This window comes from Rhodococcus sp. NPDC127593 (genome assembly GCF_042671975.1).
Taxonomy (GTDB): domain Bacteria; phylum Actinomycetota; class Actinomycetes; order Mycobacteriales; family Mycobacteriaceae; genus Rhodococcus_F.
The window spans coordinates 1-19,772 of record NZ_JBHXWI010000085.1; the positions used below are offsets into that span (position 1 = coordinate 1).

Below are 19,772 nucleotides of genomic sequence, written 5' to 3' on the forward strand. Positions count from 1 at the left end.
CATGTCCGGTCGGACGGCGCCGACCCCGAATGGGTCAGGTGGTGGGCGTGCGACCCGCGGCCGAGTGGTCGGCCGGTGATTTACGGCCCGTCGGTGCGCACCATGGACGAGATGCTCGAGGTGGTGGCGAGTGGAGCGGCGATTGTGATTACCAGCAAATTCGTGGATGACACGCGACGGCATGAGGGCGTCGTCTTCGTGCCGGTCAGGGATGCGCCGCGGTCAGCGGTGTGCCTCTGCACACGGCGGGACGACCTGAGCGCGGGCACACGCGCCCTGATCGACGGTGCCACGGAGTTCAGAGACGACGTCCTGTAGGACAAATAGATCGATTCATCTAGTGAATCATCAAGTCACGATTCCGGGTCAGCGTGTTGCGTGGTTCGTCTGCGAACTGGATGAATCGGGTTCCCGAGACGGCTTCGCATCTAACCTGTGTAGCCTAAACTACCTGTGTAGCAAGATATTTCACACCATTGAGTGCGCGCAGCTGTCGGTTGACGTTGTACCTGACATTGGTGACACTCTGCTCGCGGAGTACGCCCCCTCGCCCGCCAATTCGCCGTCACCTACAGTGCCACTGCCGCAGGGAGCCGATCCGTCACACGCGGTGAATCCTCCGCGGATGATCCGGGAAGCCGCCTACAGCGTCGTCTGCACCACCACCCGGACATCAAGTCACCCATCCTCAGCGTCGCCCATATGGAGTCGATGACCCCACCTGTCCCGATCTTCGAACGACGAGACATCGACGATTGCCTGATCGAGAAGTATCTCGCGCGGGGGCTGCAATACGCGTTGGCAGCGAAGACCCGCGGCGTCCACCCCACTGAATTCCACGCACTTTTCGAAATTCCCATTTGATGCCCGAATGCACACCGACTAACTATTCAGACTCACCCACCTGCTCACCCTATCGGCATCGTCATCCTCCCCCGCCGTGAAATATCGCGCCGGAAGGCTAGCTCGAGCCGCCGCGAGATCAGCCTTAATTCTGTCAGCTACCTGAGGATTCGATGGCTCGCCGCGAATAAAGGACTGGTCCAGCCGGATCCTGACCACCGCTCGATTCCATTCGTAGATACGCCAAGAATTCGACTGGACTCGAATATCGATTGCATCGGTAAGCGCCTTCTCGGCTTCCAGATTATCCGGCTCCGGCATGTCTTTCAACGCGAATCCGAGGCTTCCAAAGTTGCGAAAGTACTTACGCTCCGTATCATTTTTTATGAGCGCACGGAAAATGGGAATGGTTCGAGGTGCCGTTCAATGGAAGTCGCGTCTTCCAAAATCCAAGAATGCGACCGCTGATCCTCTGCGCGCCGGTATAGATGTCCGCGCCACTCCGGGGCCGCACCCGCGGTCGCACTATCCAAGTCACCTTGACTGGGCGCATCCTCATCTGCGTTGAGTTGCCGTTCCGCAAGGGAAAGCGCCTTAGCGTTCGCCGACGCCCGACTGCTGAATGCATCCTCAATCTTTGCCTCTATCTTCTCGTCGAGGTACGCGTCAGATGCTCGCAGGACGGTGGGAAAACCCGCGCGGGTCCACAGATACATGAGAATGAATGAACTAACCAAGAAGTAGATACAGAGCGCAAGAGCGAAGCCTGCACTGGATGGGCCAGACCCAAACATGGGCGCCAACGCGTCCCCCAGTCGCCCCAATTGCCCAGATACCTGGCCCAGTTGTATCAGACCCACCCCCACTAGTATTTTTGTCAGCCAGTCAGATATTTGCTCGAGGTTCGTATTAGCAAGATAAAGCCTGCGGTCCTCACCAAGTTTCTCGGACTGAATTGTCTTGGGAAGGCCGAACAAGAATCCGAGAAACACGCCGAGAGAGAACGCGACGCCGCCCGTAGCCAATCCCGAGGCTATTATTCCAAGCCTTTGCCCCGATGGGTATACTAAAGAGTAGAGAACACCTCCGATGGCACCGGTTGCGATGACTATTCCAGCCACGAGCAACAGCTGAAATTGAAACTTGTTCGCCAGCTTGACTAGGTTGTCGCGGTCCGAGGTCATGATCAGCGCACTCCACGGCTCGTCGCTACGTATCTGCCGCCGATCGTGACGAAGAGAACAGTGGAGCCGCGGAGGACGGCGTCAGACAGAGGCTGATCCGGTACCAGTGCGGTGGACGCGGCGTATACCTCACCTATCCACGCCGCATCGTTAACGGGTAGCCCGGCCGCGCGATTCTCGCGCGAGTGGGTGAACTTCGTTGTCTCGATGTCGGCTATTGCGGTCACTTCGCACTTCCGATCTGACAGGAACGCGCCGGTACGGCAGTCGTATGAGACAAGACCGGTCTGTTTCGATCGTCCTCCCGCGGTCGGCAAATGTCACTGATTGTTAGGTGCTCGAACGCACAGGGTTGCCACTCTCAGGCGCGGATTGCCGAGGCACGGCGCACCACCACGATGGTGGCGACCTCGAAAATCGAGCGGACGGCGACGGCGGCAAGTATCGCAGTCAAGGGCAACAAACGATGACCACCACCGGCTTAAATGAAAGTCGAGCCGAGGCGATCGACCGGGGCTCCCCCATGCCGTGAACAGCCTGTCGCCGAGGCAGTTCGGCTTCCTAACGGTCAGTGACTTCGGACCCCCATGGGAGGACCATAGAAACAGACCGGTCTTGATAGGTAGCCGAGGCCGGTCCACGTGGGCTTCAGCCCATAGAACCCTGCTCTTTCCTTGAAAACGGGCTTCGCGAGACGAAGTTGGTGCGAGCTGAACTTCTGAACGACATCGCCTGCAGCTTGGGCACCCACCATCTCCATCCAACCGGGGTGGTGCGCGAAGTTCGTGCCGACCGAGGGAGGGCAGGATGACATTCGTCAAGTCTCTGAACCCGCTGCCCCAGTTCAATATCGGCGGCACCGACCTCGGTATTCCGTTCCGCATGCCCAGCGGCCAGATCGGCTTCGTCCTCGGCGACACCTTCGCCGGAACACAACCCCAGGTGGGGGGACCGAACTGGCGATCCCCGATGCTCTTACGCAGCAACACCCACGACGTCACCACACCGATCACCTTCGCGTCCGCGGCACGCAACGCGCGGCAGCTCTGGGACTACGTACACGACAACCCGGAATACTCCACCATTCTGCCCTGCGATGCGATCTCGATCGGCAACAGAATCTACCTCTGGGTCATGGTCACACAGGGCCTCGGAAACGAGAAGTGGTGCGAAATTCGGTACTCCGACGACCTCGGCGAGAACTGGACCGACACCGGCGTCAAATGGTCCACCTCCGTCTACGGCGGCAAACGCACCATGGTCACCTGGGAGAAGGGTGGCGACGGGTTCGTCTACATCATCTCCACCGGCGGTCTCGCCCGGAACAAGAACGCGATCCTGCACCGCGTCCCCGAAACCCAGATCACCGACCCCTCAGCCTGGGTACCGTGGGGCTGGAACGGCACCTCCTGGGGTTGGGGCAACCCGCCCGGCGACGACCCGACCAAAGGCATCCTCCCCGATCGCACCAAGCTCGGCGAAATCTGCCTCCGCCGCATCCAAGGCAACCTGGTGTTCTCCGGGTTCGACGCCGGCGCCTACAACGCCTTCGTCAAGGTCGCGGCGAAACCGACCGACAACTGGCACACCGCCCCCACCTACCGTCCGGTGAAGGGATCGTTCTTCAGTCCAGGGGGTCCCGACGTCGTCGATCGGCTCTACGGCTGTTACATCCACCCCGACAGCCGATTCGACCGTACCGGCGGATTCGCCATGATCGTGAGCCAGTGGGCGGCCAGCGGAAATCCCTACCGCGCGATGCAATACCGAATTTCCGGCATCAAACCGGTGGTGCCGGCCACGACACCCACCACCGCCGTTCGAGAGGCAAGTCCCATGGCCCTTCGCTTTGTGCCCGTCATCAACGGCAACAACATCATCTCATCCGGATTCCGCACCCCTGCACGGCCCAATCACAACGGCATCGACTTCGCCGCCCCGCTAGGCGAACCGATCTACGCCGCCGAAGAAGGGGTGGTGGTCCGCTCCGGCCCGGCCTCCGGCTTCGGAAACTGGATCGTCATCGACCACCAACCCACGGCCCACGTGGACACCGTCTACGGCCACATGCGCGCCGCGGACCTCCTCGTCTCGGAAGGCATGTTCGTCCGCGCCGGCCAGCAGATCGCCCGCGTGGGCAACGAGGGCGACTCCACCGGCCCACACCTGCACTTCGAGGTCTGGACCTCCCCCGGCCGCTTCGGGGGCGCCGCGATCGACCCCCAACCGCTCCTCGTCGGCTCCGCCAACCCTGACCCCGGCACCATCGACCCGACAGCCGGCACCTTCTACGGGGTCGACATCTCCAACCACCAAGGGAACTTCGACATCGCCGCCACCAAACGGGAGGGATTCTCCTTCATGGCCGCCAAGTGCACCGAGGGCGACTTCTTCAAAGACACGTTCTGGCCCCGCAACCGCGACCTGATGCTCGAACACTTCCCCGGCATGTTCTGCGGCTACCACTTCGCCCGAAACGGTGATCCGATCAACGCACAGGTCGCCAACCTCAAAGCACACCTCGGCGACCCCAACATCCCGGTCATGCTCGACTACGAAGACCCCAACACCCCCGGAAGCGGACCCAACATGCGCAGCCTCGTCGACGCCATCAACTCCGCCGGCATGCGAGTCTGCGCCATCTACCTTCCCCGCTGGTACTGGCGAGACCACATGGGATCACCACCGCTGAACAATTCCCCACCACTGTGGAACTCGCACTACGTCACCGCCTCCGGATTCGCATCCGTCATCTACCCCGGCAGCGGATTCGCAGGCTGGAACGACTACACACCCGGCGCCCCGGTCGAGATTCTGCAATTCTCCGACAAGGGCCAGGTCGCCGGCCGACTCGTCGACGTCAACGCCTACGAGGGCACACTGGACGGCCTCCGGGAACTGTTCAGCGGCGCCCCCGGCAAACTCAGCGTCGACGACTGCGTCCTCGACTTCTGGCTGCAACTACTCGGCCCCACCGGCGCCGGCTGGCCACAGCTCAACAACCGGTCCGTCGTCGACGCACTCGCCGAGATCGGCATGCACCAAGGCGTTCCCGGGATGACACCCCCACCAGCCGGCGCCGGGGCCGCCCCGCTGCCCGCCAGCACCGACGACCGGGCCCGCGACGTGTGGGATCAGATCAGAGGGCCAGACGGAAAAGGCTGGAATCAACTCGGAAGCCGCTCGATCGTCGACGCCATCGCCGCACTCGCCCACCAACTCGGAGTTCCCGGATACTGACAAGACCTTCGCCGGAACGGCGGTCTTCGACACTGTCTCTCCGGGCTGCAGGACCGCAACGCCGGTGGGTGGGATCGCGGCTGGTCCTGTTGACCTGAATGACAATGTCAAACCCCGAAGTTGATCCGCACGGACGACCCCCTCGCAGTCGGCCGGCCCCCTCCTTCAGAGCTGGACGCTGGATACCAACAACTTTGGACGCCCGGTACCACTTCCCAACGTTTCGTGTTGTGTGTGTGGGATAGGCGGCGCGGAAACCGCTCCTTCGATAGGGGGCTGTCGATGGGGAACCGGTAAGGCGCGTCAAGCAATCGCAGTCGCCGGAGAAATCGGCGCAACGCGGCGGTGACGGCAGGTTGAGGGACGCTCGGCCCGACCCATGTCGGTACGCCGGCCCGACCCAGGTCGGTACGCCGGCCCGGGGGCAGCGGGCGGGCCACCGCCGGGACCGGCAGCGGGGCAGGACCAATATTTGCGCCGTGTCACCACCCGCACGGACCGTGCGTTTACCCCAGCACCTGATCGACGTCGATGCCCGCCTTCTCGCACAGTGCCCGGAGCAGTTTGTTGTTCTGCTCGGCCAGGGCGTGAGTGGACAGTATGTGGCCGAACTGATCGTCCTGACGGTCCGCGGACACTGGTCGGCCTTCGAGACCGAGATTGGTGACCTCCTTCCACAAGATTTCGGCGATGGCCTCCCTCAGATCGAGCTTGCGGCCGGATCCGTCGTAGAGGGCGACCGGGTGGTCGTCCCGGAACGCGGCGGCGACTTCGCGTGCACTCATTTGTTCGTCCTCCTCGATCGGTACTGCGGGTTGGACCGGTACTCGAAATTGCATGGCCCGGTATGGCCATCCGGATTCGGCCCATTCGGACACGATGATGTGAAAGTTGTCGAACGTGCTGTCCGGGTGCACGTATCCGCCGTACAGGCGAGTCACGACGTCGGGGCCACCGTTCCCCGACGGTCCCCGCACCGGCCGGAACGTTGGAGCGGTGTGCCAATTGTCGGTGATCTCCCCGACGACGCGGATGGTGATGTTGTATTCGGCCTCGTTGAAGTAGCTGAGCACCCAATTGTTCTGCATCCGGCGCAGGCACATTTCCCCCACCTTGGAGCCGACCGGCAGGATCGGGGTGGCCGGATTACCCCACGCCCACACGCCGTGGCTGAACCCCCAGGGCTCGTAGAAGTCCCGGTCCAGCAACTGGTCCTCGGGGCAGCGGAACAGCAGCACGTTCTTGTCACGTTCGAGGCCGCCGGTGGTCATCACGTAGACGAACCCGTCACCGCCGCGTTCCCAGGTCAGCATCCGACGATGCCCGCCCAATTCCCATCCTTCCCACCGAGCCTTGGGTCCGCCGTGGGTCCAGGTCTCCCCGTTGTCGTCGGAGTATTGGATCTCGGTCCACCGCGTGTCGGGCAGGCCACGAACCACCATGACGTGCAGGTAGATCCGGGTACCGATCACGATCGCATCGGTCGGAAGCACGGTGCTGAACTCCGGGTTGTTGTGCGGGTAGTCCCAGAGCTGCTTCGCGGTACTGCCCCCGGCCGCACGGTGAAACTGCACCCCGTCATCGAGGTCGTGGGTATGGCTGTAGAGCAGTACCGGGCTGCGCCAGCCGGGGCCGCCGACCCGGTCCTCGGCGAAGGTGTCACCGAAGAAGAATCCGATCTCGCCCGTGGGCACCCGGACCGGGATGCCCAGGTCGGTCCCGCCCACACCGAACTGCGGCACCGGAGTGAGATTCCTGATCTTCATGACCGCACCAATTTCATCGACCGAGAACCTCCCCGGCGATGTAGTCCCACAGCGCCGCGTCGTCGACCGGGAACGGTTCCGGAACCGGGGGCGGGGGGCTTTGCCCCAGCCCGAGCATTGAATCGAGTTCGTCGGTACCCAGGTGGGTGTAGTTGAGGTCGCAGCGACCGAACGGTGGGCACGGGCCGTTGTCGGTGTACTGGTGCGCGAAATAGCCGTCAGGCTTGATCTTCGGCGATCCGGGCTCCCGGCCGTAACTGGGAGTCACCAACCGCAGCCCCGCGGGGCGGGTGCGCCACAGGTCCGCGTTCGACACCGGATTCCAGTAGCCGATCACCCGCCGCTCGCCGAGCCATTCGCGTGCCCGCCGGATCTCGTCATTGACCTCCGCCGACTGGTCACCGGTGATCGCCCCGGCCGCGTCCTCGACGTCGGCCATGACGACCATCCGCGGATGCGGCCCACCCTGCTCGGTGACCATCTGCATCAGCAAATCGATGTTCGCCTGACCGGGCCGAAAAAACCAGTACACGATGAAAAACCGCAGCCGGCCGTCCTCACACGCACGCACCGCCCAGTCGTGGTTCGCGGCGAACTTCGTATCCCGCATGTTCCCGCTGTTGGACCGGAAACAGAAGATGTCGTACGGGTACGCGTCGGTGACGGGGGTGATCTGGTACTGCGACACATCCGCCCAGGTCTTGCCGCGCACCACCGGCGGCGTCGGCGGGGTGCCCGGCCCGTCGAGGTCAGGGCGTTGCCCGTGGCGAATCACGACATTCCATTCGCCCTCGAACAGATAGCCGGTCACCGGCCATCCGTTCGCGATCTGCAGCGCGGTCGCCGCGCGTGCGGTGTTTGTGTCCCAAATTCCGGTTTCCGGTATCCCGCAGGTCTTCTGCCAGCGCTTGAGGCCGTCCTTCCAGGATTGCGGGTCCGTGGGGAACAGGCCACTGATCGCCTCGGCGGGCCCGTCGAGCGGACCGTAGTAGTACCCCGCCGGGAGGGGGAACGCGTCCGGATCGGGTGGCCCGTACACCCAGAGGTAACCGTTCTCGAGCCGGGTAGCGAAGGCGTCCAGGCGGGTGTCACCCTCGGGGAGGTTGATCTGGGTGTGCATCGGGTCCTTGGTGGCCCAGTCCTCACCCCAAAACACCGTGCCCTCGAACTCGGTGAGCATCTGGCGGACCGCCGCGATCTTGTCGGCCGGCATGTTCACCGACGCCCGCACCTTCCACGGCAACCGGGTGGCATTGAGATCCACCGCCGTCCCGCTCAGGTGATTGCTGTTGGCAATATCGTTGTCCCAGCTGAACCCCCAGTAGTCGCGGGGCCGGTAGCTGTCGATCCGCCAAATCCGCCGATGCCAGACCGCCGCCCAAGCTATCAGGATCGTCGCCGCCGCACCGCGCCGCACCTCCGGACGCACGTTGTCCGTGCCCGGCACCAGCGGCTTGACGATCTCGCCGGTATCGCAAATGCGCCAGCCGTTCTCGGAGAAGGTGTTCCCCTGGTAGGTGCGAAATGCCATCGCGCTCACCCTCGTTTCTGTCTCACCACCACGATCGGGCGGTCGCCGACCCTGCCGCGGCGAATGGTCGTCGCGTCGTGCATCCCGGACGATAGGACCACGCACCGACACCAACGCGCGCCCGCACGGTTCGCCCGAACATCAGTGTGACGCTCGACGCGGCAAAATATCGCGAGTAGCGCCCTACTCGTTCCCGGAGCACACCATGGTCGACCAACCAGTTGTCAACGGTCGCGAGGAAATCCGCGTGGCGGGCATGAGTTGCCCGAATCTACGGACATGAAAGTTCGGGCGACGACACGTTCCGAGTAATGACCTGGTGCTGGGGGGTGCGCGCGCCCGCTCCCCCTCCGAAGCGTGGTGCCGGCCGCGTCGATCGAGTTGGCGGCCACCACCATGTGGTGCTGTCAGCGCCGTGTGAGCGTGGGCGGTTGCACCAGGCGAGTGACGCGTCGCCAGTGACCCGCACGGTGTGGCCGCCGATGTTGCATCGACGGCGTGTCCTGAGCAGCGATATCGGCGGACCCATCGGCCCCCCACCCTGTTCACGATCGCCTGTCATCGCGCCTGCCCGCTCCCCGGTCGATGGTCATCACCGCAGGCTACCGGCCACCGCCGACAACACCTCTGTACCCGCTGCTGAGGGTCGGCGTAGCCACCGGGGAGGCCGATCCGCGGTGCTCGTCCTTCCTACGACGGGGGCTTTCGTGAGGAGAAGTAGTAGCCGATGGCGCTGCCGGTCAGGCCCACCATCGCGGTGAAGACGACCTGGAACGGACTGCTGGCGCGGTCCCACTTGTCGGCCCCTGCCCACAGGGGCACGAGTAGGTAGATCAGGCCGACGAGGAAGGTCGCGACGGAGAGGCCGATCGCCAGCGCCTTGCGGGTGTCCTCCTGGCGTTCGTCGAGGCGGCGGATGGTTACTTCGGGCTGTTCGGTCACCTGGGGGTCGGCGGTGCCGACGTTGACCTCGTCCACGTGCGCGTCGTCCAGGGCGGTGTCAGTGCCCTCCCCCTGCACGATGTGCCCTTCCGGTTCGGTCACTTAAAGACAACCTCCCGCTTGGTGCCATCGGGCTCCTCGATGAAGACCTTGGCGCCCTTCGAGGCGGCCTCGTCGATGTAGGCGGTGGTGCGGATGGCCCGGACCAGGGCGCTGGTCTTGGTCGAGGCGTGCCGCTTGGCGATCTCGTCGAGCGTCTTGATGTCGTCGTTGGGCAGATTCGCGGTGACCTTGGAGACGCCGTCCTTGCTCATGATGTCCTCCTGAAGGTGTGAGCTGACCTGGTAAGTCTACCCCAAAGCCGTACCCAGTACGGCTCAGATACGCATCGCTGGGTGAAGATGGAAACCGGCCCGAAGAGCACCGCATCTACCAGGTTGTGGACAAATTACCGCAAGTCGCGGGGTAGCCCGCCACACCTCGTCTACCGACTCCAGCCCCGCACCGCTCAGTCGGCAAGCGCACCCGATTCCAGTCGGATCGCACTCTAGATGATTGATTCCTTGAACGGATCAGTGGTCGTAGGCGATCAATGATCGCTTGGCAGTGGCGCCGATGTTCCAGTTGTGCCAGATGCCGGCGGCCATCGCCAGCACACGCTGGGCGACGCGGGCGAACACCCCGTGCGTGGTACGGCCACCGTGTTCCTCCAGGCCAAGCTGCCCTTTCAACGTGTGGTTGACCGATTCGAATCCACTGCCGCACCCCGCCGAGATTGCCGTTCTTGTACGTTTCGTCCTTACGGTCCGGTCGCAGCAGCTTCAGACCCATCGCGGCGGTGGTATCGGCGAACTGTGCGCCGGAAAAGCCTTTGTCGGCGAGCAGGATCTGCCCCGACCGAATCAGGTGATGATCGCGTTCGAGCAGCGCGGTCACCACCTCACGCTCACCGAGCTTCGGATTCGCCAGGCACCACATGATCGGCATCCCGTCGCCCGCACAGACCAGATACAGCTTCAGCCCCCAGTAGAAGCGCGAATGGGAGGCGCAATAGCCGTACCCGGCGTGCCCGGCCAGGTCCGACCGCTTCACCGTCTCACGAGACATACCGCAGGGCACAGGGGTGGCGTCGGTGATCCACAGGTCGTCGAACCAGGATGGTGAGATCCGCGCCAGTGTCTGAATTGCCTTGCACAGCAACCCTCGTGCCGCCCTGACACGTTTGTTGTAGTCCGACTGTCCGGGAATGTAGGGAAACAGGGCACGCAACTCGACGCTGTGGTGGGCGTGCCGGATCCACCGGCGTTCACAATCGAACCCGAGCAGCATCTGTGCCACGGCCAGGGTGAGCAGTTCGGCATCGCTGAGCACGGGCCGCCGACCCCGACCGGAGCGGGGTTCGACGACATGATCGTCGATGAGCACATACAGTTCGGTCAGGAGGGTTTCCAGTTCTTTGGTCACGCTTTGATCTTGGAAACCCTCCGCCTACTCCTCCTCCGCGACACGCTTCACGGAATCAACCATCTAGCTCGGGCGCCAACCTTCAGCACCGCCACCGTAGTCGAGACCGGGTCGGGTCAAGTTACGCCAACGCCCTCGCGAGTCGTCCTTCCAGACCCTCAAACGGCAATGGCTGCACGGACGGGGCTGGACATCGAAGGCGCAGGGACGGCTGGAGCTGTTCGAGTGGCTCTTGTATTACAACCGGCGACGCCGTCACTCCGCCCTCGGCTACCTCACTCCCATCGAGTTCGGACAACGACTGATCGCGTTGTCTACGCTGTCAGCTGCCGCATGAAATCCGGTGTCCACTTTCAAGGTGCAACCTCACGCGAACTGTTGGCCGGCTTCGCCCTCCGTTGCCCGGGTTGCTCCTGGTGTGGCGCTGTCGGCTGGTGCGACGACAAGTTGTCACTGGGAAGTACGACGACGGTTCAATTTTCGCACACCACTGGATGTCTCACGTTCGCCAGGACCGATCTGTACGTCCCAATGCGGACGCCCTGCGAACCATTTGGATGCTGGGTCGGAACCCTACCGCTACCCATGGTCGATCAGAACGGAACCTTAAGTCTCGATCCGGCCGGGTGCCGCCCAGGGTGACCAGGAGACTGTGGAAAGTCTGGAAGTCCAGGTTCACGAAGTTCGGCTGCTGAGTGCAGTTGCCTGCGCACGAGCTGACGACTACGGCGTGGAGGTGGTGCGATCACCGGTTGCCGGGCCGTCAGACTTACGTGAAATCTATTTCTACCCTGGGGATTGGTGAATACTGCTAATACCTAGCTCCTTTCGTGCAATGAAGTTGATGGCGGGACGAAAGGCATCGGCCCGACCTCAATTCCGACTTGGACCCCGGTACCAATCCGCCCGAGTCACGTCCGCGATCACCGTGATTCGGCGGTGGATACGGTGCCGATGCGTACTGACGCTCTGTCACTCAGTAATGAGTCTGTTCGGTCCGCGCGGTCGGGGTTGATCACGCCATCGCTACATCAACATGCATCTGGTCATCGCCTGGGGTGCCCTTCACGCTGATGGTGACTCCTGACCATCTGTCACCAGGAAGGTTAAGCGCCGGATTCGTTGCTTCGCCAACGACATTGTTGCCGTTGAACGGATACAAATCATTCTCGTCGCCGCGATTTCCGCCACGGAATATTGCTGCGAGATCTCGCCGACCGTCCGCCTGGAGCAATTCGATCGCCAGGCCCTCTTCGTCATTTACATTCTCAATTGCCTCGTCGACGACGTAGATAGCAATGCCCTCATCCGGCAAGAACGTATCTTGACCTCGCCGACGGCGGTATTCGACAACGATGTACTGAGACTCGCTCATCTTCCTCTTGTTCTGAACGAACAGCATATTCCCGCCCTGGGCCGCCGGCTTCAATGCGATATTCGTGGTCGACTTGGTGACGAGCTTCGGCGTTGTCCACCCATGGAACATGCGCAGCATCCCGCTGGGGAAGACGGGGGTCAGTCCTTGGTTTCCCCAGCTGCCTGCAGCCATCAGGCAGTAGCTTCCGAGTCCGGCCGATCTAGTGTGATCGCTCTGCCCGGTGTCGTAGTAGTCGGCCCAGCGTGCCGCAAGGTGACCCCACTCGTGGGCGCAAACCCCCATATTGCAGTCTTCGGGGACAGTGAGGAAAGTGCTCACAGATAGGTTCGCGCCAACCTCGACGCCACCGGGAATCACCCATTTCAGGCTCCAGATATCGTCCTTGGACCGGGTTTCCTCAGCCCCACTGCCGGCATGGACGATGAACATGGCGGTGACCGTATCTTCCCCAAGCGCGTCGAAGGGTGTGAAGTCGATGCCCTCGGCGAGGGCGGCGCGGACGGCGTCTCGCGCCAAACCTTGTGCGTTGCGGGGGAAGTTGTTGCTCATACCCGAGTTGCCGTCGGCGTAGGCGCTGAGCGGTCGTGGTAGCCGGAACCAGCCGTGCACGGCTCCTTGGATGTCGATCCCGGTGCCGGTGGCCGCATCGAAGCCACTCACTTTCCGGTAGTAGTCGCGCATGCTTCCGGTCGGGAAGGTTCCGCTGCTGAACAGCATTTCCTCGTAGTACCCGGTTCCGTGCTCGGAATCGTGTGATTTGTCTGGGAAGTCAACAAGGAGAACGATGGTGCGGATGACACCCTTGAGCTGCGTGTCCGGGCGGGTGATCAGTTCCTTGTCGGTGCTTGGCCCGTGTGTCGTGGCCCCGTCGTCGAGACCTACAAAGTTCTCGCCGCGCCGTCCAGATCGCCAGACGTCATAGTATTGCTCGAACGTGATGTCCGCCGGCAACCGATTCGAGTTCTTCAGCTCCAAGTAGCGCGTATAGAGTTGCGCCATCGCTTTCGGGGACAGCGGTACTGGACATGGCCCCAGGGTGCTGTGACCATGTCGCCGCACAGGGCTGAGGGAGTATCTCATCGTCGTGCTCTCCTTCGACGTTCATGTTCCGGTGGATGGGGGTGCTGCCGCTTGCCCAGCAACGTCGGCGTGCTCTATCGGACGGTTCAAGGTGCTCCATCGGACGATTCAAGTCTGCCCTGGGTGACGCACGCCGTCGCGAGTAATGGGCTACTCGTCCCGTGTCGGGTTTGCGGCTCGGGCGGAGAGAGAAGTCCGATTCACCATCGAACGCGGAGGGTGCGCTCGTCGTCGCACGTCCGGGCGCTCAAGACTGCTGACGACTGATAGCTTGCGGCGCTTGAGTCTCATCTCGCGGTTGTCGACAAACCGAACGGTTCTGATGGTAGCCGGTCGGGGAGCAGTTTTGATGGACCGAGCAGGGCAAACCTCCGCTACCGTACTCGCTACCGCGGAGCAAAGCGCTCCGGCAGCAGTCCGTACGGAGGCGGTCGAAGCTACCGTGGATCAGCGGCGGCGTCGTAGCCCATGCTGGCCAACCACGACCATCGCCATACCGGCATCGGCCTGCACACCCCCGCCAACGCGCACGTCGGACTGGCCGCTCACAAGGCCGACGAACGCGCTGCGGTGCTCTCTTCGGCCCGCCTCGAGCGCCCCGAGCCTTTCGGCACAACCGGTACCCCGAAGATCCTCGACCTGCCGACCGACGCCTGGATCAACCAGCCCGTCGCCGAGCACGAGGAGGCCTAACCCGCCGCGGATCAGCCCGCCGCGTAACACCCGTTGGACTCAAACACCTTGACAAGTTCCGGGATCGGAAGCGAGGTGCTCGACTTCGCTGCACAACTGGGTCTGGATCGAGAGGAGGCCACCGAGGTCCTCGACGACCGTCGCTACCGCGCGCAGGTGTTAGCCGACCAGCGCGAGGCTCAACGCCTAGGTGCCCGCGGCGTGCCTTTCCTCGTCATCGACGGCAGCCGCACCATCAACGGGGCCATCGGCACGGATCATCTTCTCGCCGCGATGACCGATACGTGGGACGCCGGTCATACCGTCCCGCGGGCGCTCCCTACCGTCGCCCACGCCGACGGCATCTGCGGCTCGGACGGTTGCGTCGTCCCAGGCACACAGCCCTCCTGAGCACAACCACACAGCGACATCACCTGACACAGAAAGCAAGACCATGTCCTACCTTCTGCGCATCGACTCCTCGGCCTCCGGCCGCCTCCTACTCCCGGCAGGTCGCTGACACCTTCGCCGAGGCCTGGGGCGGCGACGTCGTCCAACGCGACCTTGCCCTCAACCCGCTCGGCCATTTGGACGCTGCCGGTATCACCGCTCGCACCACACCCGCCCACCAACACGCCCCGGAGCAGAGGACGGTGGCAACCTTGCAGGACGAACTCGTCGAAGAGTTCCTGGGCGCGAGCTCCTACCTGTTTGCCGTCCCGATGTACAACTACTCGATGCCTTCCGTGTTCAAGGCCCAGCGCTCAGGTCGCCGGGTACAGGAATTTCAATGCGGCCTGCTCGCGGGAAGATTGGGCCATTGCCGGACCGCTCGTCGGGAGCGGACCCTCCCCCACTCGATATTGACCGCTCGGGAACCGCGGTGGCGATATATGGTCGCCCCAAGCCGTGTGTCAGACAGGGAAATCCTACAATCGCGCAACCGTCAATTCGGTCGCCTATGCGACGCCATCGAGGACGCCGGCATCGACTCCATACACTGGACCGGCCACGACATCGCAAACACCCTGCACCGCAACACGCAACGCGGCTGGACGTGGCCATCTGAAACTAAATCAGATCACCGGTCGCCATTCTCCGCTAGCGACTAACCCACAGCGAATGTACCGGACCCTCGCCAAGCCAACTCCGCCGAAGCCACGGCACGGCACGGCACGGCACGGCACGAACGATGCTCCAATGCAACTCGATTCAGAACTGCAAACCTCGACTGGGTGACGCGCTTCTTGATGCGGCCCCGGGTACGAACTCGACGGGTGGAACGCCGCCGACGTGGCGCTCACCGCCCCCGCAGAGGGAGAGGGAGGCGAATGACCCCTGGTCAGGGGCGAGGGGTCGGCTCGCGCTCGACAATCCAGGCTGCGATTTGCGCTCTTGAAGTGAAGCCGAGTTTGACCAAGACATGCTCGACATGTCCCTGGGCGGTGCGGGGTGAGATCACCAACCTGTCGGCGATAGCCCGGTTCGTCATTCCCTCGGCTACCAACCGGGCCACCTGCAATTCACGACGTGTCAAACTCACGCCCGGATCGTTGTCTCGAGCGGGTTGCTCGGCCTTCTCGTCGAGGGCGAAGGCGATGGCCTCATCGGATTTGAGTGAGCGGCCACGTGCGGACTCAGCTTCGAATCCCTTGCCGCCGAGCATCGCTTGGACGCGTCGCTCACATTCCTTCTGGTAGCGGCGAAGATTCGGAAACTGCATCGTGGGGCTGCCCATCGCCTGCCAGAGCGTTTCCGCAGCGCCCAATAGCACTGCGGCGCGTCTGGCGTCGCGCCGCTCGGCGGCAATCCACGCCAGCGTCTGCAGGCACCATGCGGACCCGCGTGGGTCGTCGACGAGACGCGTCAACCGCAGACCTTGTTGGAGCAGTTGCACAGCCCGCTCCGGGTCACCTTGCAACCACACCGCGAGCCCACACGCCCATCGCGAGTACGAGCGGTAGATCGACTCACCCAATGGTTCAGTGATCGCGATAATGCGCTCATGGCAGCGGACAGCCCGGGATTCGTCGCCGGTAAGTCCGCAGGCGAGTGCCAGTCCGATCAGGCTTCCGACTTGTCGGAGTAGGTTTCCTTCCTGTTCGAAGCTGGTGACAGCGTCTTCGAAGTCTCCGATCGCGTCGGCGGGCCGACCACTGTAGAGCGCGAGATATCCGGCGGCGTGGGTGGACAGGGTCCGCAGTGCTGGGCTGTTGAGCTCGTCGGCAAAGAGTCTGAGTTCGGCGAGGCGATCCTGCGCTGCGGGTATCAGCCCTTGCGCGGCTGCGAACATGGACGTGGAGTACAGCGCGGATGCCCGTTCGTGTGAGGGTCCGGGTGTCGGCTGCGAGAGGAGGCGGGTGAGCCAGCGTTCTCCCTCGCTGAATTGTCCTCGTGCGAGCCAGAACACCGATAGCGTCGCTGCCGTTCGCAGTCCGGTACTTCGGTCCATCTCGACACCTGATGTATCCGCAGCGTCGGAGAGGCAAAATTCGAGCATGTCCCGCAGGTTCGTTTGTTCGCGGTCCAGTCGCGCGATCCACGTTGCCTGGTGGGAGCTGAGCCATTCAGCTTCGGCCTGCGTTGCTAGTTGCGAGTACCACTCGCAGTGCTGGCGGCGAAGCTCTTCCAGGTCTGTCTGTGCATCGAGTTTGCCTCGACCATATTCGCGGAGTGTGTCGAGTAGCCGATAACGCACGACTGTCCCGGCGTCTTCTCGGATGAGGATGGACTTGTCGACCAACGAAGACACCAGGTCGAGCAGCAGCTGCGGTGAGAAGTCGCGCCCGCAAATCGCCTCGGCCGCGTCCAGTTCGAAGCTGCCCGCGAATACGGACAATCGGCTCCACAGTGTTCGTTCCTGTGGTGTGCACAGGTCGTAACTCCAGTCGATGCAGAGCCGGAGGGTCTGCTGGCGGGTAGGGGCGGTGCGACCGCCCGAGGTCAGGAGCTGGTAGCGGTCGGTCAGCCTCGCGAGGATCTGCTCGGCGGACATAGCGCGCAGCCGGACTGCGGCGAGTTCGATGGGCAGTGGGAGCCCGTCGAGGCGCTGACAGATGCGGGTCACGGTTACGCGGTTGTCGTCGCTGACCTCGAAGGTGGGCACGGCGGCGGTCGCTCGGTCGGCGAAGAGTTGCACGGCGTCGTATTGGGGAAGCCCGCGTAGGGGCGGCTCCTTGTCGGCGTCCGGGATCCCTAATGGTGGCACTCGCAGAGCGACTTCGCCCTGAATGCCGATCGGCTCGCGGCTGGTGGCCAGGATCCGCAGATCCGGGCATGCTCGTAGCAATGTCTCGGTGAGTCTCGCGACTGCGGTGATGATTTGCTCGCAGTTGTCGAGCACGAGAAGCAGTCGGCGTGAGGCAAGGTGCTGAATGAGGATGTGCTCGACGGGTAGTCCGGTGTCCGTGCGCAGGTGCAGTGATGTGGCCAGGATCTCGGCGAGTAAGTCCGGGTCGTGCAGGTCTCCGAGTTCGACGAGCCAGACGGCGTCGTCGAACACGCGGCGAATGTCCGTTGCGATGCGTCGCGCGAGCCGGGACTTTCCGACACCTCCGATACCGGTCAATGTCAGAAGGCGGGCGCTGGTGAGCAGCTTGCGTGCCGCGGCGAGTTCCTGGCGGCGGGCGCTGGTGAGCAGCTTGCGTGCCGCGGCGAGTTCCTGGCGGCGACCGACGAAGCTGGTGAGTTCTACCGAGAGATTCCCGGGAACGTTCCCGAACGCGGGGGGTGTGGGCTTGATGTTGGATGGTGACGGTGCCTCGGCGACGGTGAAGCGAGGCTGGATGCGGGCGGCGCTGTCTGCGATCGGCTCCTCGGTGGGCGGTGTGTGCCCTGTGTGCTCGGGGTGCTCGGGGTGCGCAGTATTCAAGGCCATCTCGTCCACGGGATATCCGTGTTGGCGCTGAGCGTGTTGTAGCGCGATACCGAGTTCGGCTGCGGTCTTCGGGCGATCGGCGGGGTTCGCGGACATTGATCTTTCCACTGCCGCGCACACGTCGTCGGGGATGCCCAGCCCGGCCAGCCGTGGGATCGGGTCGGTGGTGATGCGGACGAACTGGGCGATCACCTTCTCACCGCTGTGGCGTTCGAAGGGGGCATGGCCGGTCAGCGCACAGAAGAGTGTGGCACCGAGGCTGTAGATGTCCGCGGCGATCGAGGCAGGCTTGCCCAGCAGGATCTCCGGGGCGGTGAAGGCCGGTGACCCGGTGAGGGTGCCGGCGCCGGTTTCGAACCCACCCGTGAGGTGTGCGATTCCGAAGTCGGTGAGCTGCTGTCCTCCATAGTCGGTGAAGAGGATGTTGCCGGGCTTGACGTCGCGGTGGAGGATTCCGCTCTGGTGCGCCGTCTCCAGGGCCGACGCCATGCTGATGCCGAGGCTGATGACCGCGGTCCACGGAAGGGGACCGTCGCGCCGGATGTGGGACTCGAGTGAGCTCTGTGGCAGGTACGGCATGACGATGAACGGTCGGCCAGCATCGGTGACGCCGGCTTCGAGGACGTTGACGATATTGGGGTGGCCTGTCAGGCGCCCCATGATGCGTTGTTCGCGGAGGAAACGGTCACAGTTCGCCTGATCGAGATCGCTGGTGAGTACCTTGACTGCCACGGTCCGGTCGAGGTGTGCCTGACGGCATCGATAGACGACGCCGAAACCGCCGCGCGCAATTTCCTCTGCGTCGTCGAAGCCGGCCGCGTCCAGGTCCGATTTGATCCGAGGGAGGTGGCGTTGTGTCTTGTCGGGGACGAAGTCGGACATGGTTGCCGAGATTTCTGCGTTCGGTATCGACGGGGTGGCCGCCGCGACCGCGCTGAGGTTGGGTTTCCGGTGAGCTGGCGCAGGCTGATGCTTCGCCGGTGATTGTGGTTTTAGGGTATCGCTAGCCCCCACAAAACTTCTGAAGGCGTTGGATCGACAGTGGACGCCCGGTGGTAGGACGTGACCTGTACCCACAGTCGACGGTTCTCCGGGTGGACCTACGGGTCGGGTCGTGTAGGTGGGCCCGCACCAGATGTCTTCGAGTCACATGAGCCTGCTCCGATCAGGTGGGGGTTGGTATGCGGCCGAGCAGGACCGCGGACGTCACTTGTCGTGTCGACACCCGGATGTCCCCACGCATCCTCTTGGCGCCGAGCTTGGTGAGGCGCTCCAAGACCGAGCCGAGACGGTCCGGCGGTCCGGAGAAGCGGAGAACGATGAAGTTGCGGGTGTAGTCGAGGACTGCCGCACGGAACTCGATTCCGAGTAGCGCGACGCCCTCGACGAAATGACCGGTTGCCCCCACCTCCACGAAGGTGCTGCAGTGTGGGACCTCGAGAATGGAATCCGCGTGCCTGATCTTGATGACCCCGATCAGCCGATTCAAGCGTTTGACGAGTATTTCCGGCGAAAGGTGCCCCGGGATCCGGATAGCGACAACGACGCCTTGCCGGGCCCTCCGCTCGCACCGATCTCCAGGTCGAAAAATCTCTCAGCTCGACTCCCAGCCGGAAGAACATCGACGTCACCCGGGGCACCATCGCGCTGGTGTCCTCGCATTCGATCGACAGCATGTCCAACCGCGTCTCGCCGCCGGTGGCGAACGGTTTCGCCACCGGTGGCTCCCTGTCCTCGAGTCGGTCGGTGGGTTCGACCCGGCCGCGGGCAATGGCCTGCACACCGGTCAGCAGGA

At 63.3% G+C, this 19,772-nt stretch carries 14 protein-coding genes and 2 pseudogenes; 7 read left to right on the forward strand and 9 right to left on the reverse strand.

Annotated elements, in window-relative coordinates; translation table 11 throughout:
- Together ACFVJ3_RS44080 and ACFVJ3_RS44085 are read left to right on the forward strand one after the other, a co-directional pair.
- Positions 1-318 (forward strand): LysR substrate-binding domain-containing protein (locus ACFVJ3_RS44080; RefSeq protein WP_378458067.1); only part of this gene is annotated, 318 nt, incomplete at its 5' end.
- A 393-nt stretch (positions 319-711) separates the two neighbouring features.
- The gene (locus ACFVJ3_RS44085) at positions 712-864 is read left to right on the forward strand and encodes a hypothetical protein (protein ID WP_378458068.1); all 153 of its coding nucleotides are present in this window, start codon (positions 712-714) and stop codon (positions 862-864) included.
- Between the two features lie 362 nt (positions 865-1,226).
- Here the strand turns inward: ACFVJ3_RS44085 and ACFVJ3_RS44090 are convergent, their stop codons facing one another.
- The gene (locus ACFVJ3_RS44090) at positions 1,227-2,027 is read right to left on the reverse strand and encodes a hypothetical protein (protein WP_378458069.1); all 801 of its coding nucleotides are present in this window, start codon (positions 2,025-2,027) and stop codon (positions 1,227-1,229) included.
- Positions 2,028-2,834: 807 nt separating this feature from the next.
- On the opposite strand from ACFVJ3_RS44090, the gene ACFVJ3_RS44095 reads away from it, so the two are divergent.
- A complete protein-coding gene (locus ACFVJ3_RS44095; RefSeq protein ID WP_378458070.1) occupies positions 2,835-5,267 on the forward strand; it encodes a DUF4185 domain-containing protein in 2,433 nt (810 codons plus the stop codon).
- Positions 5,268-5,773: 506 nt separating this feature from the next.
- Here ACFVJ3_RS44095 and ACFVJ3_RS44100 read toward each other — a convergent pair.
- The 5 genes and pseudogenes from ACFVJ3_RS44100 to ACFVJ3_RS44120 all read right to left on the reverse strand — a co-directional run bounded on the left by ACFVJ3_RS44100 (position 5,774) and on the right by ACFVJ3_RS44120 (position 10,970).
- Positions 5,774-7,033 (reverse strand): DUF4185 domain-containing protein, encoded by a 1,260-nt coding sequence (locus ACFVJ3_RS44100; RefSeq protein ID WP_378458071.1) that lies wholly within the window; start codon positions 7,031-7,033, stop codon positions 5,774-5,776.
- Between the two features lie 13 nt (positions 7,034-7,046).
- A complete protein-coding gene (locus ACFVJ3_RS44105; RefSeq protein ID WP_378458072.1) occupies positions 7,047-8,564 on the reverse strand; it encodes a M15 family metallopeptidase in 1,518 nt (505 codons plus the stop codon).
- Between the two features lie 690 nt (positions 8,565-9,254).
- Positions 9,255-9,608 (reverse strand): hypothetical protein, encoded by a 354-nt coding sequence (locus ACFVJ3_RS44110; protein ID WP_378458073.1) that lies wholly within the window; start codon positions 9,606-9,608, stop codon positions 9,255-9,257.
- Positions 9,605-9,820, reverse strand: a complete 216-nt coding sequence (locus ACFVJ3_RS44115) for a hypothetical protein (RefSeq protein ID WP_378458074.1) — start codon at positions 9,818-9,820, stop codon at positions 9,605-9,607. Before ACFVJ3_RS44115 ends, ACFVJ3_RS44110 begins: the two co-directional genes overlap by 4 nt.
- Positions 9,821-10,078: 258 nt before the next feature.
- Positions 10,079-10,970 (reverse strand): annotated as a pseudogene (locus tag ACFVJ3_RS44120) (IS982 family transposase).
- Between the two features lie 98 nt (positions 10,971-11,068).
- On the opposite strand from ACFVJ3_RS44120, the pseudogene ACFVJ3_RS44125 reads away from it, so the two are divergent.
- A pseudogene (locus ACFVJ3_RS44125) lies at positions 11,069-11,307 on the forward strand (integrase core domain-containing protein); the annotation flags it as partial.
- Between the two features lie 678 nt (positions 11,308-11,985).
- Here the strand turns inward: ACFVJ3_RS44125 and ACFVJ3_RS44130 are convergent.
- Entirely contained in the window at positions 11,986-13,323 is a 1,338-nt protein-coding gene (locus ACFVJ3_RS44130) for a M6 family metalloprotease domain-containing protein (RefSeq protein ID WP_378458075.1), read from the reverse strand.
- 573 nt (positions 13,324-13,896) lie between these two features.
- Here ACFVJ3_RS44130 and ACFVJ3_RS44135 point away from each other — a divergent pair.
- From ACFVJ3_RS44135 to ACFVJ3_RS44145, 3 genes are read left to right on the forward strand one after another with little or no spacing between them, the layout of a single operon-like run.
- A complete protein-coding gene (locus ACFVJ3_RS44135; protein WP_378458076.1) occupies positions 13,897-14,121 on the forward strand; it encodes a hypothetical protein in 225 nt (74 codons plus the stop codon).
- 48 nt (positions 14,122-14,169) lie between these two features.
- Positions 14,170-14,511, forward strand: coding sequence for a DsbA family protein (locus ACFVJ3_RS44140; protein WP_378458077.1), 342 nt, complete (start codon positions 14,170-14,172; stop codon positions 14,509-14,511).
- Positions 14,406-15,212, forward strand: coding sequence for an NAD(P)H-dependent oxidoreductase (locus ACFVJ3_RS44145; RefSeq protein ID WP_378458078.1), 807 nt, complete (start codon positions 14,406-14,408; stop codon positions 15,210-15,212). The genes ACFVJ3_RS44140 and ACFVJ3_RS44145 overlap by 106 nt, the downstream gene beginning before the upstream one ends.
- A gap of 230 nt (positions 15,213-15,442) precedes the next feature.
- Here the strand turns inward: ACFVJ3_RS44145 and ACFVJ3_RS44150 are convergent, their stop codons facing one another.
- Both ACFVJ3_RS44150 and ACFVJ3_RS44155 read right to left on the reverse strand, forming a co-directional pair.
- Positions 15,443-18,859: a protein kinase gene (locus tag ACFVJ3_RS44150; protein WP_378458079.1), complete on the reverse strand. Its 3,417-nt coding sequence runs from the start codon at positions 18,857-18,859 to the stop codon at positions 15,443-15,445.
- Positions 18,860-19,142: 283 nt separating this feature from the next.
- Positions 19,143-19,466, reverse strand: a complete 324-nt coding sequence (locus ACFVJ3_RS44155; RefSeq protein ID WP_378458089.1) for a hypothetical protein — start codon at positions 19,464-19,466, stop codon at positions 19,143-19,145.
- Positions 19,467-19,772 lie beyond the last annotated feature (306 nt).